This is a genomic window from Pseudomonas sp. FG86 (assembly GCF_057808775.1).
The window spans coordinates 166,113-181,317 of record NZ_JBMDIS010000004.1 but is presented as its reverse complement, the minus strand read 5'-3'; the positions used below and the strand labels follow the sequence as shown (position 1 = coordinate 181,317).

The window sequence follows — 15,205 nt, the reverse complement described above, 5'->3', positions numbered from 1 at the left end:
TTCGCCAGGGTGAGCGTGCCCTTCTCTCAAGTCTGGCGAAGACAACAGCCAATCATGGCCCCGATTAACGGGGCCATGACGAAGATCGCATGAGGTGAGTCAATGTCATTGGAAAGCAAACGTATCGTAGTCACTGGCATGGGAGTTGTTTCTCCCTTGGGTTGTGGTGTTGCTCGGTATCCAATTCCACTTCGCAGCCATGGCGAATGCCGGGCCAGTGGAACCTGTCCTGGTTCAATCGGCGCGGCGCCAGCCATATCCCGAAGCCGTCATGCGAAATTTAGGGCAGCACTACGGCCCGGGGGGATTTCACCCCCGATTTCCCGATTAGATTAATTGCGCCGTGATGATGGTGTACGTTCTGTACTTTGTGGGCGTTCCATCACTAACAACGTGGAGGTCGCGCTTGCGTAGATGCGCTCGTCGGCACCTTTCAATGTCGCCTCGGCAAACGCTGCGCGCCGACCCACCGAGATGACACGACCCTCGGCCCGGAGCGGGCCTGTCTCAGTGGTAATGGGGCGCAAATATGAAACTTTCAGTTCAAGGGTTGTGTAGGCCTGGGTTGCTGAAAGCTTGGAGTGAACGGCGCACCCACATGCGGAGTCGAGTAGCGTTGCAGCATACCCTCCGTGGATCGTGCCGATCGGGTTGTAGGCATGCAGGCCGGGCGTGCCTGTGAAGACCGCCCAGCCGTCACCGGCTTCGACAAAAGTGAAGTCCAGAGATTCGCCAATCGGTGGCCGTCCCCCGGCAGAAATCAGCGCTTGCAGGGTCTCAAGTCCGGATAGGCCGGGTGCAACTTCATCGACTAGATTCATTGATATTTCTCCATTTATGCCGGAACGATATCGCTGGTCGGCTAGGGTAAAAATGGGTGGCGGCTGTTGTGGGTAAAATTCAATGGGCATCCGCGGATGGCTGTTTCGGCGGTTGTACCTTGCGCATCAACGGCACCAGTAACACGGCGACGACGAAGCACGCCATGATCATCAGGAACGAATCGGCATAGGTCAGCGTCTGCGCCTCACGCCACGTCAGCGCCCATAGCTGACGCAGTGCAAACTGGTTGGCATCCAGGCTGTTTTGCCCGAGCAGTTGGGCATTGCCTGAAAGCTGGTCAAGCCAGACATTCATGGATTCGTTCTGGATATTCAGGTGCTCGGCCAGGCGCAGGAAGTGCAGGTTGGTGCGGTCGTTGAGCACCGTGGCGCAGGCGGCGATGCCGATGGCGCCGCCGAGGTTGCGCATCAGGTTGAACAGGCCGGAGGCGAGTTTCAGCCGGTCGGGGGCCAGTGCGCCGAGGGTCAGGGTTACCACCGGTGGCACTGCCATTTGTTGGGCAAACCCGCGTATGGCCTGGGGCAGCAGCAATTCCTTGGCACCCCAGTCGTGGGTGATGGGGGAGAAGTCCCACATCGACAGGGCGAACAGCGACAAGCCAAACATCAAGATCCAGCGCAGGTCGAAGCGGTTGGCCAGCAGCGCGTACACCGGGATCGCCAGCAACTGGAACACCCCCGTGGAAAACACCGCCAGGCCGATATCCAGCGAGCCATACCCGCGCACTCGGCCGAGGAACAGCGGCGTGAGGTAGATGGTGGCGAAAATGCCGATGCCGGTGATAAATGAAAACAGGCAGCCCAGGGCGAAGTTCCGGTCCTGCAGGGCGCGCAGGTCGACAATCGGTTCCTTGATTTCCAGGCAGCGCCAGATAAACAGTCCGCCACTGATAGCGGCGATCCAGGCGGTGGTGGAGATGGTGCTGTCACTGAACCAGTTCCAGCGCGGGCCTTCTTCGAGGGTGTATTCCAGGCAGCCGAGAAACACCGCCATCAGGCCCATGCCGATGTAGTCGGCGCCCTTGAGCAACGATGGGTTGGGGCGGTCGACTTTCACCAGCATCGGCACCGCTAATGTCACGAACAGGCCAGGCACCAGGTTGATGTAGAACAGCCAGTGCCACGAAGAAATATCAGTGATCCAGCCGCCCACGGCGGGGCCCAGGGTGGGCGCAAGGGACGCGATGGCGCCGATGGTGGACGCGGCGATCACCCGCTGTTTGCCGTTGAAGTACATGAACGCGGTGGTGAACACCAACGGGATCATCGAGCCTCCCAGGAACCCCTGCAAGGCACGAAACGCGATCATGCTCTGGATGTTCCAGGCCATGGCACACAACAGGCTGGTCAAGGTAAACCCGGCCGCCGACGCCGCGAACAGCCAGCGCGTGCTCATTACCCGCGAGAGCCATCCCGACATGGGGATCACGATGATCTCCGCGATCAGATAAGCGGTCTGCACCCACGCCGTATCGTCCGCGCCGGCAGACAGCCCGCCGCCGATGTCCTTGAGGGAAGCGGACACGATCTGGATATCGATCAAGGCGATGAACATGCCCACGCACATGGTGGCGAAGGCTGTGACCTTTTGCGCAGTGCTGAGGGCGGGCAGCGGGTTGTTCATAGCTGGGCCTTGAGGGCGCTGGCCTGGTCTTCGAACGCCTCACGGGTGTTGACCTTTGCCATCACCGACAGGCCTGGGCGCAGGGCGCCAAAGTCGGCGTCATTGCTGTCGAGCCGCACGCGCACCGGCACGCGCTGCACGATCTTGGTGAAGTTGCCGGTGGCGTTTTCCGGCGGCAGCACACTGAATTGTGCGCCGGTGGCGGGGGCGAGGCTCTCGATGTGCCCGTGGAATTCGCGGCCGGGGAGGATATCGGCGCGAATGCTCACGCTTTGCCCAATCTGCAGGCGGCCCAGTTGGTCTTCCTTGAAATTGGCGTCCACCCACAGCCCTTTTGCCGGCACCACCGAGATCAACTGGCTGCCGGCCGCGGCGTAGGCACCGACCCGGGCGCGGCGATTGCCCACGTAGCCGTCCACCGGGGCCCGCAGTTCGGTGTAGCTGATGTTCAGTTGTGCCTGGTCGCGTTCGGCTTGGGCCTGCTGCAGTGCGGCGCGGGCCTGACCGCGTTGGGTTTCGATCACGTCGATCTGCCGGCGTGCCGCCATCAGCCCGGCTTGCGCCCGGGAGTGATCGGCGCGGGCGGTCTTCCACACGGCGTTGACCCGTTGCGCACTTTCCACCGACACGGCCTGGCTGCGTACCAGGTGCTGGTAGCGCGTCTGATCGTCGCCGGCCCGTTGGGCTTCGGCGTCGGTAGCGTCGATCTGCGCCCTGGCCTGGTTGATCACTGCCAGTTGCAATTGTTCGGTGGCGTCGAGGTTTGCGAGCGCGGCCTGTTGCGCTGCCACGGCGCCATCGGCCTTGGCCAGGGCGGTGCGGTAGTCGCGTACATCAATGCGGGCCAGTACGTCGCCGGCGTGCACGAACTGGTTGTCCTGCACGGCCACTTCGCTGATATAGCCCGGCACTTTGGCGCTGATCACCGTCACGTCCGCACCCACGTAGGCATCGTCGGTGTCCTCGATAAATCGGCTGACCAGCCACCAGTGGCTGGCGTACCAGACGCCGCCCACCACGGCCAGGGTCAGCAGCCCCACGCGCAGTACGTGTTTGCGCCGGGAAGTTTTCGTGGGTTCGGGCAAAGCGCTGACTTGAGCGTCCATGACGAAATGACCTCATTGCGTATTAGTGGGGGAAGGGGCTGACCAGTTGATCTTTTGCGGTGTAGGCCCTACCGGTTCGCGCGCGCCACAGGCTCAATGGTTCGGCGTCGGCGGCGACATGCACGCGGTGGTCTTCGCGGGTGATGGGCTTGCCGGTGTTGGCATCCATCAACGCGAGTTTCACGGGGCGCCCGGTGTCCTCATCGGCGAGAAACACCTTGGATGACCCCTCGGCATGCCGCGCGCCCCAGGCCATCAGCGTGAGAATCACCTGGCGCAAGTCCCGGCCGGCTTCGGTGAGGTGGTATTCGTGGCGCGGCGGGTTGTCCTGGTAGGGGCGCCGCTCCAGCAAACCGTTGGCCACCAGCGTGTTCAGGCGGCGGGTCAGCGTGTTAGAGGCGATCCCCAGGCTCGTGAGAAATTCGTCGAAACGACGCAGCCCATAGAACGCATCGCGCAAGATCAAAAGGCTCCAGCCATCGCCGATGTGCTCCAGGGCACGGGCGACCGGGCAGGGCATGGACTGGAAGCTGGCCTTCTTCATGACGATCTCCGGGATTTGTTGCTAAGTATTACGATAATAATATTACACAGTGAATTTCATAATGAAAGTGACTCGCGAGAATTTATTATTGTGTTCGGAGTGCGCCCCCTCGTGCACCCGCTCGCTTCGCTCGATAGCGGTCCCCTTAAAGCCACCCGCGCCGGTAAATTTTTGGTCACTTCCGGGTCGGTGGTCTCGACCTGATCCCAAATTCTGGTGTTATCGGACATCACTTATTCCTCCAGCCGTCAGCACGCTTGGCAAGGTCCTTGAAGGACGCCGCCGGCAACCTGCTCATGTATTTTTTGTTGTCGCGGTACCACTCTTCCAGAGCAGCTTTAGGCGTCTGGATGGCAACGACGTGGGCGACCTGCTTGTACGAGGTCGAGTTGGCGACTTGCGAGTAGTACGCGCCGCGCACCACCACGGTATTGGTCATGCCTTGCTTGACCAGGTTGTTCAGCTCTTCATGGGATTGCACGGCGATGGCGCCCGGGTGCTTTTTCTGGAAGAGCCTGTAGCAGGCTTCTTTCACCAACTCGGTGCTGTCCGGCTGTCAGTCCTTCTTGACGCCGCCGATTCAGCCGGTGGCTGCAACGTGCCTGCCGCCCCCGGCGCCGTCGGCGTGGTTCATGGAGTCGCGCGAGCCAAACTTGACCCAGCGCATGCTCAAAGAATTATCGCCATCACCGATGAAGGCGACGGTGGATTGATTGCGCTGGCGGCGTGCCAAGCCTACGCCCGGGAGATCACAGACTGAATGACATCTGTTATTGATCACATCGATCGCCATCGAATCGCTCTATCAGGCTGCTGCCTAATTGGGTTCGTAGGTCCAACGATTCTGGAACCCACTCAGGCGAAATATCACCGGCAGGAATGCTGGACATTTCTCTTTGCGGAAAGCATCGGACTGTCCTTGAAAAGTCTCTTTATTGAATGGTTTCAAAAGGCCATCTTTAAACGCTTTTAGGCTCGATTTTGTTATCGCCAATGAGTCTAGATTTTAGCAAGCGGAAATAAAAAGGATGGCTAGGCTCCTATTCACGCGTAGCGGCAATAGGATGTCGTTGCGCGTAAAACCTAATGATGATCAAGCAAGGAAGGGCTATTCACATGGAAAGCTTCGGTATAACTGCAGCTGAGTTGAACTGGAACGGCGGGCAACGTATTACCCTCAAAGCGGGCGATACTGCGACCTGTACCACACTCCGTCCAGGCCAGCTCTATGGGATCTTTATCTACAATTCTGCTCAAAGTGACAACTCCTCAAACGTCAGTGTGGTTTGGAGTAATAGCCAACCGCCGGCCAAAATCACAGTCCCCGGTACTACGGCTAATGCGGGGCTTGCTTCGATGGGCTTTATCTCGGGTTCTGACACCCAAACCATCTCGATTTCTTTGGGCAGCAATAGCGGCATTGCTCAGGTCGAAGCCTGGTTGGGTAGTACCAGTATGCCGACCAACACTAGCGGGTTGAGTAACAATGCGCTGCAAGCCAACGGTGAGCAGTACCCGTTCAGCAAGTACACCCGTTATTACGCGGTACCACCGTCGAAATGGATGAATCTAACGATCACCAGCAAGATTACTCAATTCATTTCGTGCCAGTTCCGGGAGGCAAAGGCCACTGTATTCGTGGTCAATGAAACCTCCAACGGGCTGCTCTCGGGTCAAGTCACCAACATTGGGCCTACCGCTTCGGAGCCGGGTGCTGTCACTATCAGTGCTACGCAGATCCAAAGTGTTTCCTACAATATGCAAGGTGACGGTACACAGTACGTCTGGATGGACGCTGACAGTCCGCAGGACTCTCAAAACGCGAGTATTTCTCTGCAATCGCTTTAATTTGCAGGTTGGGTAATGAAAGAGGCCTCACTATGTGGGGCCTCTTTTTAGCCTGTCAGTCGCTGGTGTTTCCGATGTTGAGGGCGTCCACGGTAGGCACCTTTGATGCTTTCCGTTTGGCTATACATTGATCAAGATACGACGGGTGGATGAGGATGAGTCGGTGAGCTATCAGTCCGGCGCCATCAACACAGCCAAAGTGATTTTGATGAACTCTTCATTCTCATCAATGGGGTATAGCGCACCGCGGATGTTCTCGGCTACATCTGCGGAGCCACGCTGCTCAACCCAGTTCGATAACTCCATGATGGATGCTTCGAGAGCAAGCTGATTTTCATAGAGCTTGGAGAGTAGGGAAGGGAGTAGGTCTGTATTCGGCATGTCTGTTTCCTCCTTGGAGTGAACAGCTTAGCAGGGGTCTTAATCTTGGATTTGATTTAGGTCGGCAGGACGCCGGAGGAATGGAAATTGCGGTGCAAGGTGAAAAATTGCGAAGCAAAAAAAGTAAGGGCCTGCTCAGGTTTCCCTGGCAAGCCCTTGATATCGATGGTGCCCGAACCCGGAATCGAACCGGGACGCCCTTACGAGCGGGGGATTTTAAGTCCCATGCGTCTACCAGTTTCGCCATTCGGGCGGTAGCGCGGTGCAACAGGGTTGGGAATATATAGATCCAGGCGCCTGGGCGCAAGGTGGCCGGGCACCTTTCTTGTGCAAAGGGCTGGATGAAAAAGCTTGATAGATCAGTGATCTACATAGGCTTCACGAACAACGCAAAAGGCGTGCGAGACCCGGGAACAAGGCTCATACATGACAGTCATAGCGATATGCCATCCCGGCAGTTCGGAAAGGAATCAATTGATGCTCCGTGTTCGTAAGCGTTCTTGGATGATGACAATAGGCGCCGTGGCGGTATTGGCGGGTGGTGTGGTCGGCCCGGTGCAGGCGGGGAGTGCGGTGAAGTGGGGGGATTTCAGTGCGTCGGCCGGTGACCGGTTGACGGCGACTTCGATGGAGGCGGGTAACCAATATGTGTTGAAGTCGTCGAGCCTTTCGGTGGGCGATATCGAAGCGTTGCAAGCGGAGCAGAAGCGTAGCACCAGCGCACTGCAAAGCCTGACCAGCAAAGTCGAGGGCCTGGGCCGCGAGCTTGACGAGCTCAAGCGTAAGGGCGGTTCCGCCGCCAGCGCCGGTGATAGCCAACTGTCGAGCCTCAAGAGCACGATCCAGGATCAGAAAAGCACGATTGACCGGCAGAAAAGTGACATCGACGCCTTGAAGCGTAGCCTGGACGATTTGAAACGTAGCGTTGAAAGCCTGAGCAGCAAAGTGAAGTAACCGACGCGTTACCGCAGGCGCGAGAATGTTCGCGCTTGCGGGTCTTGCTTAATAGGCGTCGGCCACTGCACTGGCGCCATTGACAATCGCTATCCCGGAGCTGCTGCCCAGGCGCGTAGCGCCCGCCTCGATCATTGCCTGGGCCGTTGCCAGGTCGCGTACGCCCCCTGAGGCTTTCACCCCGATCGCCGCGCCGACCACTTTGCGCATCAATCGCACATCCTCCAAGGTGGCGCCCCCATGGCCGAAGCCGGTGGAGGTCTTGACGAAGCCAACATTGAGTTCACGGCACACTTCGCATGCCTTGATCTTCTGTTCGTCATTGAGCAAACCGGTTTCCAGGATCACTTTCAATGGCACCTCGCCACAGGCCTCGAGCACCTGGGCAATATCGTCACGCACCTGGTCGAGCAAGCCATCTTTCAACCAGCCGATGTTCAGTACCATGTCGATTTCCCGCGCACCCGCCTGGATCGCCAGTTGTGCCTCGCAGGCCTTGGCCGCACTCAGCCCGGCGCCCAGTGGAAAGCCGACCACCGCGCACACCAGGGCAGCTGACCCGCGCAGGCATTCGGCCGCCAGCGGTACGTTGGCGCTGTTGACGCATACCGACTTGAAGCCGTACAGGCGAGCTTCGTCGCACAATTGGCGCAGGCTGGCCTGGGAAGCGTCGGCGGCCAGCAAGGTATGGTCGATGTAGGCAGCGAGGGACAGGGGGGCTTGGGGCATGGTCGGAGTCCTGTGGGGGAGGGTGCTGAGAAAAGCCTGTTTGTGTTAAGTTGGATGCATTAAATGTTAAATAAATAACATTGTAAATGGGATTTGTGAGCCTTGTTATCTATCGGCCACGTTCAAACCGAGTGAAAACGCAGTGGATTCAAAGAAAAGCGAACGATTCAAAGCCATGCACAGGGCCTTGCAAGGCGAGGCCGCCGTGCATTTACGCGAGATGGCGGCATTGCTCGGCGTGTCGGAAATGACGGTGCGCCGCGACCTGGTGGACAGCCCCCAGGGCCTGCGCCTGCTGGGCGGGCATGTCACCCGCAGCGGTGCGCCGGAGCCGGATTACCAGGTGGCCGAACAAGACCAGCGCAACCTCGTCGAGAAGCGTCGCATCGGCAGCGTGGCCGCCAGCCTGGTGCGCCCGGGCGATACCGTTTTCATCGATTGCGGCACCACCACGCCGTTTATCATCGACGCGTTGCCCGATGACCTGGAGTTCACCGCCCTGTGCAACTCCCTTAATGTCCTGCTCAAACTCCAGCAAAAGCCCCACTGCACGGTGATCCTGTGCGGAGGCATGCTGGATCGGCGCAACCTGGTCTTCGAGAGTCGCGCCGAGCTGGGCATCCTTGAGGGGATCCGCGTGGCCTGGGCATTTATCTCCGCCGCCGGGGTGAGCGCCGTGCATGGCGTGACCTGTTACAACCTCAATGAAGTGGAGGTCAAGCGCCGGGTCATGGCACGGGCGCAGCGTTGTGTGCTGGTGGCCGACCACACCAAGTTCGAGCAGGTACGTGCGGCGCATTTTGCTGAACTGGCCGACTTCCAGCGGGTGATCAGTGACGTTGGCCTGCCAGTGGCGCAGCGGCAGCTCATCGAGGAGGCCGGGGCGATTCTGATGCTGTGATTTATTTATCGTATGTTTGGATTCTAACAAAATTGCCTTGACACCCTGGCGGGCAAGGCATAGTTTTTCAAATGTGATCGCTGTTCACATTTGTGAGCACTGCCTCGCTGAAGGCAGTGCCCGAATCCAGACAACAATAAAAATAGGAATCACCATGCTACAGATCGCCCGTAAACCTGTTCAGGTGCTGTCCCTTGCACTGGCTGTCGCGGCCTCGGTACTGGCGTTGAATGCCCAGGCCAAGGATCTGAAGATCGGTTTCAGCCAGGTCACCCTCCAATCGCCTTTCTATGTGCAACTGCGTGACGGTGCCAAGGCGGCCGCCGCGAAAGAGGGCGACGAGTTGATCTTCCTCGACGCCAATGGCGACATCAGCAAGCAAAACAACGATATCCAGGACCTGCTGACCCGCAAGATCGACGTCCTGATCATCAATGCAGTCAACCCCGACGCCGTCGGCGCCTCGCTGGATGCCGCCAAGCGCGCCAAGGTCCCGGTGATCGCCGTGGACCGCGCGATCAACGCGCCTGTCGCCGCCACCATCGGTCGCAACAATGCCGAGATGGGCGAGCTGTCCGGCAAAGCCCTGGTGGCCGCGCTGAAACAAAAAGGCGTGGTCAGCGGCAAGGTCATCGAGATCCAGGGCGATGCCGGCGGTACCGTGATGCAAGAGCGGCGCAAGGGCTTTCATACCGCGCTGGCCGGCACCGACTTCAAGATTATCGAAGGCCCCTACAGCGAATACATGCGCGCCAATGCGGTGACGGCGATGCAGGATCTGTTGCAGGCCCACCCCGACCTCAAGGCCGTGATCGCGCACAACGACGATATGGCCATGGGCGCCCTGCAAGTGCTCAATGAAAGCGGCAAGAAAAACGTACTGGTCGCGGGCGTCGATGGCCTGTCGGAAGCGATCAATGCCATTCAGAACGGTGACCAATACGTCGCCACCGCCCTCAACGATCCGCGTTACCTAGGCGAAGTCGCGATTGAAGCGGCGCGTGGCCTGGTCACCGGCAAGACCATCCCGGCCTTCGTCGACGCCGGCACCAAAGTCGTGACCCAGGCCGATGCGGCCCAGATCAAGCACGACGCTACCTTCGGCGAATACCGTCCCGGCGCACTCTGAAGCGCTCACCGCTGCATTGCCTATCCAACAGGGGATTTCACTGTGAAAGCTGCCGTCATGTACAAACCGGGTGATATCCGGGTCGAAGATGTTCCAAAACCTGCCGTCAAGGCCGGCCACGCCTTGGTTCGAGTAGCGGCCTGTGGGGTCTGCGGCTCGGATATCCCGCGGATGCTGAGCAAGGGCGCCCATGTGATGCCGCTGATCTGCGGCCATGAGTTTGCTGGTTTCATCGAAGAAATCGGCAGTGGCGTCGAAGGCTACGCCATTGGCGAATTGGTCACTGTGCCGCCGATGATCCCGGACGTGACCAGCGACCAGTATGCCCGTGGCTTTCCGTCGCGCTCCGAACAGTACGACTACTTTGGCAGCCGCCGCGACGGCGCTTATGCCGAGTACGTCAATGTGCCGCTGAGCAACCTGATCAAAGTGCCCAAGGGCATGGACCCGATTGCCGCGTCCCTGGTCGACCCGGCGGCGATTGCGCTGCACGCCATCTGGAAAGCCGATTTCAAGGCTGGGCAGAGTGGCGCGGTGGTGGGGTGCGGGCCGATCGGGCTGTTTGTGATCCAGTGGCTACGCATCATGGGCGCCAAGGACATCGTCGCCATCGATATCGCCGAAGAGAAACTTGCCATGGCCCGCCAGGCCGGTGCGACCCACACCTTGCTCAGCGGTGCCTCGGATGTCGAGTTGCCGCGCTGCCAACTGGTCGTTGAAGCCGCGGGTCATCCGAGCTCGATCAACCAGGCGGTACAACTGACCAAGGCCGGCGGGCACGTGGTATTTATCGGCATTCCAACGGGCGAAGTGCCGATCAGCACCGCGACTTTTTCGCACTTCCTGCGCCAGGAAATTTCCTTGCATGGCGCGTGGAACTCCTTCTCGGCGCCGTTCCCCGGTGACGAGTGGACCGCGTCGATCGACAAGCTGGCGTCGGGTGAATTGCAGTGGCAATTCATGATCACCCACGACTTGCCGTTGGAAGAGTTGCCCGCCATGTTCAAGCGTTACGCCGACCGCAGCGAAGTGGCCGCCAAGGTGATTTTCCGCCCCTGATCCAAGGTTTAGGCTGTGATTCGCCCAGCCCTGCAATGCAGGTGGTTGCAGGGCTCAAAACAAAAAGCGTCGGCGGCACAAGACGCAGGAGGACTACCGATGACGTTGTTGTTGGGACTGGATTTCGGAACAGGTGGGGTGCGTGCCGGGCTATATGACTTGCACAGCCATAAACTGATACAGGTGGCCGAGGCTGCCTACGCCACGCAGTACCCGCAATTGGGTTGGGCTGAACAAGCGCCGGCTGACTGGTGGACCTCGCTGGGCAAAGCCTGTCGGCAATTGATGGCCCAGGCCGGGCATCTACCGGTGGCCGCGGTGTGTGTCGCGACCACTGCGTCCACGGTAGTGGCCGCCCAGGCGGACGGCGAACCGTTGGCCCCGGCCTTGTTATGGATGGATTGCCGCGCGGCCGTTGAGTCGGCGCGCAGCGCCCGGATCAGCCACCCGATGATGAACCAAGGGGGGGACGCCGTGGAGTGGCTGGTGCCCAAGGCCATGTGGCTGGCTGAGCACGAACCCGAGGTGTACCGCCGCGCGGCGCGAATCTGCGAAGCGGTGGACTGGGTCAATTACCAACTGACCGGGCGCTGGGTTGCCTCTCAACTCAACGCCAGTTGTAAGTGGAACTACGACACGTTGCAGCAGCGTTTCCCCGTGGAGCTGTACGCCGACCTGGGCATTCCCGAACTCGCACAGAAGCTGCCGCCGGAAGTGATCAAGGTCGGTGGGCGAATCGGTCCGTTGACCGCAGAGGCCGCCAATCACCTGGGCCTGAGCCGCGACACCCTGGTGGCCCAGGGCGGTATCGATGCGCACATGGCCATGCTCAGCGCCGGCACCACGGGCGCGGGTGAAGTGCTGTTTATCGGCGGCACCTCCGTGGTGCAACTGATGCATACCCCCAAGCGTATCGACGTGCCGGGTATCTGGGGGCCTTACCCCGGCGCCTTGCTCGACGGCCAATGGCTGATGGAAGGCGGGCAAGTCTCGGCTGGCTCGATTCTCAACTGGCTCGCGCAAAAAATGTTCGGCCTGGACGATGCCGGCCACCAGCAATTGATCCGCCAGGCCGCTGCCCTGCAACCGGGCTCCACCGGCCTGCTGGTGCTCGATTACTGGATGGGCAACCGCACGCCGTATCGCTCGCCGGACATGCGCGGGGCGATCATGGGCCTGTCGCTCAATCACGACCGCCACGACCTCTATCGCGCCTCGGTGGAAGCCATTGCCCTGGGCTCGGCGAACATCTTCCACACCTGGCGCAGTGAAGGCATTGAGATCACCCGCGTGGTCGCTGCCGGCGGTTTCCAGAAAAACCCGTTGTGGTTGCAAGCCACTGTCGATGCCACCGGCGTACCGTTCGAGATGGTCCCCCATGACAACCTGACGTTGATCGGGACTGCGGCGGCGGCGGCTTGCGCCCTCGGTGAATTCAGTGACTTGCAGCAAGCCGCCACGGCCTTCACCACCGTCGGCCGCCTGATCGAACCCGACCCTTACGCCCATGAGCAGTACATCGAATTGCTTGGCCGTTACCGCGCCGCCACGGACAGCGTGGCGCCCATCAGTTGCAAACCGCCGGCGAACCGCACGCTCGGCGTAAGGCCGGCCGCATGAGCACCCAAACCTGCGCCGATTCATTGCCGCCCAAGCTCACCGCGGACTCCCAACGTGATGACCTGATGGTGCAAGTCGCCAAGCTGTACTACGACCTGGAAAAGACCCAGAGCGACATCTCCCGTGAAACCGGCCTGACCCGCTGGCAAGTCAGCCGCCTGCTGCGCGAGGCCCGCGACTGCGGCGTCGTACGCATTGACATTGTGGCCCGCTCGGCCCGCGTGCCGGCGCTGGAAGTGGCGTTGCAAAAGCGTTTTGGCCTGCGCGAGGCGCTGGTGTTGGAGGTCGACGATGACGATGCACTCAATGTCGTGACCCAGGCTGCTGCGCGCTACCTGTGCAACCTGCAACCGATGCCTGCCCTGATCGGCGTGTCGTGGGGCCGCACCCTGACCAAGATGGCCCAATGGTTGGTGCCGCGCTGGAACGAAGGGGTCAATGTGGTGCTGCTCAATGGCGCGATCAACACGCGCTCGGTCGGCGAACCCAGCCATAACGTGGCCGAACGCTTCGCCCAGGCGGCGCGTGGCCAGGCCACCTTGCTGCCCGTGCCGGCCATCCTGGGGCACGCCCATACCCGGGAAGCGCTGGAACAAGACCCGGTGATCGCCCAGGTCATGCACTTGGGCGAGCAGGCGCCAGTTGCCTGCTTCAGCCTGGGCGAGTTGTCCGACCATTCGGTGCTGATGGAGTCGGGCTACATCGACCGTCCCTTGCTCCAGGAACTTGAGCGCCTCGGTGCGGTGGGCGACATCATGGGCCGGTTTATCGGCATGGACGGCGAACCGGTCATGCCCGAACTGGATGCCCGTACCCTTGGCCTGCACCTGTCGGCGCTGCGCGACAAAGCCTGGTCGATAGCCGTGTGCGTGGGGGCCCACAAACATCGCATCGTGCATGCCAGCGTCAAGGCCGGTTACGTCAATGTGCTGGCGACCGACGCTGGCACCGCGCGCTATTTGCTGGAGCAGGATCATGAATGATTTGGCGCTGGAGATTCAGCATGTCAGCAAACGCTTTCCACCCAATGTCATCGCGTTGACCGACGCGTCCCTCGATGTGCGCCCCGGTGAAGTGCATTGCCTGCTGGGCGCCAACGGCGCGGGCAAGAGCACCCTGCTGAAGATCGTCGCCGGCGCCCATCGGCCGGACGCTGGCGAGATGTTCATCGGCGGCCGGCGCGTCGAGTTGAAAAACCCGCAGCAGGCGCGCCAGGCCGGGATCGCCATGATCTACCAGGAACTGGACCTGATCGCGCAGATGACCGTGGAAGAAAACCTGATGCTCGGCTACGCGCCACGGCGCTTCGGCATGATCGACCGTGGCAAGCGCAGTGCCTTGGCCAAGGCTGCGCTGGTGCGGGTTGGCGCCACGTTCTCCAGCACCGACTGCGTGGGCAGCTTGTCGATTGCCAACCAGCAACTGGCGGCCATTGCCCGGGCGCTGACCTGTGAGGCCAAGGTCGTGGTGATGGATGAGCCGTCCGCCGCGCTGAACGAAACCGAACTCAAGCAGGTGTTCCGGGTGATCCGCGAGATCACTGCCGCCGGGGTCGCGGTGTTGTACGTGAGCCATCGCTTGAATGAGATTCGCGAGATCGGCGACCGGGTCACCGTGCTACGTGCCGGGCGCACGTTGCGCACCTATGAATTGGCGCAGATCGATGACCAGGCGCTGGTGGCCGCGGTGGTCGGCGAACATCGCGACCTGCTGGAGCGCAGCCCGCGCCAGCCGCCGCGCGAGGCGCTGGCCCTGGATATTCGTCGCTTGCAGGGTGCCCAGGGCTTGGATGTGCGTGGATTGCAGGTGCGCCAAGGTGAAATTGTCGGCCTGGCGGGGCTCAACGGCGCAGGGCGCAGCACCTTGCTCAAGGCGTTGTTCGGTGTGGGCCGTACCGACAGCGATGTCGAACTGTTCGGTGAGCCCTACCGCCCATTGACCTCACGCCAGGCTATTCGCCAGGGCGTCGGCCTGGTCCCGGAAAACCGCAAGACCGAAGGCCTGCTGCTGGACGCGCCGATCTACCGCAACGCCTGCCTGGTGCATGCGCGGCATCTGGGCTGGTTCTCCCATCGCCAGGCCAAGGACCGTGCGGGCCCGGTGCTGCAACGCCTGCAAACCAAGCTCGACAACCTGGAGCAACCGGTACGCCAGTTGTCCGGCGGCAATCAGCAAAAAGTGGTCATGGCCAAGTGGGTGATCGACGGTGCGCGGTTGTTGCTGCTCGACGAGCCCAGCCGTGGCCTGGATGTCGGCGCCAAGGCCGACCTCTACGCCCTGGCCCGCAGCCTCGCGCAGGAGGGGGCGGCCGTGTTGGTCGCCAGCAGTGAGCTGGATGAGTTGTACGTCAATTGTGACCGGATCTGGGTCATGCACGAAGGGCGTAACGCGGTGTGTTTCGACCCGTTGAGCGCCAGCCGTGACCAGATCGACCAGGCCATCCTTATTGGTCGACATCCTTGAACGGT

16 protein-coding genes, 1 tRNA gene and 1 pseudogene are annotated in these 15,205 nt (G+C 60.7%); 9 read left to right on the top strand and 9 right to left on the bottom strand.

Translation table 11 applies throughout. The features are described 5' to 3' along the window. Positions 1-130: 130 nt before the first annotated feature. The 6 genes from tnpB to ACODSV_RS04315 all read right to left on the bottom strand — a co-directional run bounded on the left by tnpB (position 131) and on the right by ACODSV_RS04315 (position 4,651). Positions 131-280 carry an IS66 family insertion sequence element accessory protein TnpB gene (gene tnpB, locus ACODSV_RS04340; protein ID WP_473091944.1) on the bottom strand — a complete coding sequence of 50 codons (150 nt, stop codon included), beginning with the start codon at positions 278-280 and terminating at the stop codon, positions 131-133. Between the two features lie 52 nt (positions 281-332). After that, a complete protein-coding gene (locus ACODSV_RS04335) occupies positions 333-821 on the bottom strand; it encodes a PaaI family thioesterase (protein WP_024075688.1) in 489 nt (162 codons plus the stop codon). Between the two features lie 79 nt (positions 822-900). Continuing rightward, positions 901-2,466, bottom strand: coding sequence for a DHA2 family efflux MFS transporter permease subunit (locus tag ACODSV_RS04330; RefSeq protein ID WP_150053959.1), 1,566 nt, complete (start codon positions 2,464-2,466; stop codon positions 901-903). After that, complete coding sequence (locus ACODSV_RS04325) at positions 2,463-3,572, bottom strand: HlyD family secretion protein (protein WP_024075686.1); 1,110 nt, start codon at positions 3,570-3,572, stop codon at positions 2,463-2,465. The genes ACODSV_RS04330 and ACODSV_RS04325 overlap by 4 nt, the downstream gene beginning before the upstream one ends. A 22-nt stretch (positions 3,573-3,594) precedes the next feature. Further along, complete coding sequence (locus tag ACODSV_RS04320; protein WP_024075685.1) at positions 3,595-4,116, bottom strand: winged helix-turn-helix transcriptional regulator; 522 nt, start codon at positions 4,114-4,116, stop codon at positions 3,595-3,597. 229 nt (positions 4,117-4,345) lie between these two features. Continuing rightward, the gene (locus ACODSV_RS04315) at positions 4,346-4,651 is read right to left on the bottom strand and encodes a hypothetical protein (protein ID WP_190300926.1); all 306 of its coding nucleotides are present in this window, start codon (positions 4,649-4,651) and stop codon (positions 4,346-4,348) included. 12 nt (positions 4,652-4,663) lie between these two features. Between ACODSV_RS04315 and ACODSV_RS04310 the strand changes: the two are divergent. Continuing rightward, a pseudogene (locus tag ACODSV_RS04310) lies at positions 4,664-4,876 on the top strand (lysis protein); the annotation flags it as partial. Positions 4,877-5,232: 356 nt separating this feature from the next. Continuing rightward, positions 5,233-5,964: a hypothetical protein gene (locus tag ACODSV_RS04305; protein ID WP_150053957.1), complete on the top strand. Its 732-nt coding sequence runs from the start codon at positions 5,233-5,235 to the stop codon at positions 5,962-5,964. 171 nt (positions 5,965-6,135) lie between these two features. Here ACODSV_RS04305 and ACODSV_RS04300 read toward each other — a convergent pair whose 3' ends face one another. Together ACODSV_RS04300 and ACODSV_RS04295 are read right to left on the bottom strand one after the other, a co-directional pair. Then, on the bottom strand, positions 6,136-6,345 hold the full coding sequence (locus ACODSV_RS04300; protein WP_150053956.1) for a hypothetical protein: 210 nt from the start codon (positions 6,343-6,345) through the stop codon (positions 6,136-6,138). Between the two features lie 166 nt (positions 6,346-6,511). Beyond that, positions 6,512-6,598, bottom strand: a tRNA-Leu gene (locus ACODSV_RS04295). A 224-nt stretch (positions 6,599-6,822) separates the two neighbouring features. Between ACODSV_RS04295 and ACODSV_RS04290 the strand changes: the two genes are divergently transcribed. Further along, complete coding sequence (locus tag ACODSV_RS04290) at positions 6,823-7,299, top strand: kinetochore Spc7 family protein (protein ID WP_150053955.1); 477 nt, start codon at positions 6,823-6,825, stop codon at positions 7,297-7,299. A 48-nt stretch (positions 7,300-7,347) separates the two neighbouring features. Here the strand turns inward: ACODSV_RS04290 and deoC are convergent, their stop codons facing one another. Next, positions 7,348-8,028 carry a deoxyribose-phosphate aldolase gene (gene deoC, locus ACODSV_RS04285; protein WP_150053954.1) on the bottom strand — a complete coding sequence of 227 codons (681 nt, stop codon included), beginning with the start codon at positions 8,026-8,028 and terminating at the stop codon, positions 7,348-7,350. Between the two features lie 142 nt (positions 8,029-8,170). Between deoC and deoR the strand changes: the two genes are divergently transcribed. The 6 genes from deoR to ACODSV_RS04255 all read left to right on the top strand — a co-directional run bounded on the left by deoR (position 8,171) and on the right by ACODSV_RS04255 (position 15,200). Next, positions 8,171-8,929 (top strand): DNA-binding transcriptional repressor DeoR, encoded by a 759-nt coding sequence (deoR, locus tag ACODSV_RS04280; protein WP_041160948.1) that lies wholly within the window; start codon positions 8,171-8,173, stop codon positions 8,927-8,929. A gap of 154 nt (positions 8,930-9,083) precedes the next feature. Then, complete coding sequence (locus tag ACODSV_RS04275; RefSeq protein WP_150053953.1) at positions 9,084-10,058, top strand: substrate-binding domain-containing protein; 975 nt, start codon at positions 9,084-9,086, stop codon at positions 10,056-10,058. 42 nt (positions 10,059-10,100) lie between these two features. Continuing rightward, on the top strand, positions 10,101-11,117 hold the full coding sequence (locus ACODSV_RS04270) for a galactitol-1-phosphate 5-dehydrogenase (protein WP_223817805.1): 1,017 nt from the start codon (positions 10,101-10,103) through the stop codon (positions 11,115-11,117). A 99-nt stretch (positions 11,118-11,216) separates the two neighbouring features. Further along, positions 11,217-12,737: an FGGY-family carbohydrate kinase gene (locus ACODSV_RS04265; protein ID WP_150053952.1), complete on the top strand. Its 1,521-nt coding sequence runs from the start codon at positions 11,217-11,219 to the stop codon at positions 12,735-12,737. Next, positions 12,734-13,720 (top strand): sugar-binding transcriptional regulator, encoded by a 987-nt coding sequence (locus tag ACODSV_RS04260; RefSeq protein ID WP_150053951.1) that lies wholly within the window; start codon positions 12,734-12,736, stop codon positions 13,718-13,720. The genes ACODSV_RS04265 and ACODSV_RS04260 overlap by 4 nt, the downstream gene beginning before the upstream one ends. Then, the gene (locus ACODSV_RS04255; protein ID WP_102624644.1) at positions 13,713-15,200 is read left to right on the top strand and encodes a sugar ABC transporter ATP-binding protein; all 1,488 of its coding nucleotides are present in this window, start codon (positions 13,713-13,715) and stop codon (positions 15,198-15,200) included. Before ACODSV_RS04260 ends, ACODSV_RS04255 begins: the two co-directional genes overlap by 8 nt. Positions 15,201-15,205: the final 5 nt, after the last annotated feature.

What these genes read in the sequence shown, in the direction of transcription:
- ACODSV_RS04335 (WP_024075688.1), bottom strand. Translation starts at nt 821, where the DNA reads ATGAATCTAGTCGATGAAGTTGCACCCGGCCTATCCGGACTTGAGACC.
- ACODSV_RS04330 (WP_150053959.1), bottom strand. Translation starts at nt 2,466, where the DNA reads ATGAACAACCCGCTGCCCGCCCTCAGCACTGCGCAAAAGGTCACAGCC.
- ACODSV_RS04325 (WP_024075686.1), bottom strand. Translation starts at nt 3,572, where the DNA reads ATGGACGCTCAAGTCAGCGCTTTGCCCGAACCCACGAAAACTTCCCGG.
- ACODSV_RS04320 (WP_024075685.1), bottom strand. Translation starts at nt 4,116, where the DNA reads ATGAAGAAGGCCAGCTTCCAGTCCATGCCCTGCCCGGTCGCCCGTGCC.
- ACODSV_RS04305 (WP_150053957.1), top strand. Translation starts at nt 5,233, where the DNA reads ATGGAAAGCTTCGGTATAACTGCAGCTGAGTTGAACTGGAACGGCGGG.
- ACODSV_RS04300 (WP_150053956.1), bottom strand. Translation starts at nt 6,345, where the DNA reads ATGCCGAATACAGACCTACTCCCTTCCCTACTCTCCAAGCTCTATGAA.
- ACODSV_RS04290 (WP_150053955.1), top strand. Translation starts at nt 6,823, where the DNA reads ATGCTCCGTGTTCGTAAGCGTTCTTGGATGATGACAATAGGCGCCGTG.
- deoC (WP_150053954.1), bottom strand. Translation starts at nt 8,028, where the DNA reads ATGCCCCAAGCCCCCCTGTCCCTCGCTGCCTACATCGACCATACCTTG.
- ACODSV_RS04275 (WP_150053953.1), top strand. Translation starts at nt 9,084, where the DNA reads ATGCTACAGATCGCCCGTAAACCTGTTCAGGTGCTGTCCCTTGCACTG.
- ACODSV_RS04265 (WP_150053952.1), top strand. Translation starts at nt 11,217, where the DNA reads ATGACGTTGTTGTTGGGACTGGATTTCGGAACAGGTGGGGTGCGTGCC.
- ACODSV_RS04260 (WP_150053951.1), top strand. Translation starts at nt 12,734, where the DNA reads ATGAGCACCCAAACCTGCGCCGATTCATTGCCGCCCAAGCTCACCGCG.
- ACODSV_RS04255 (WP_102624644.1), top strand. Translation starts at nt 13,713, where the DNA reads ATGAATGATTTGGCGCTGGAGATTCAGCATGTCAGCAAACGCTTTCCA.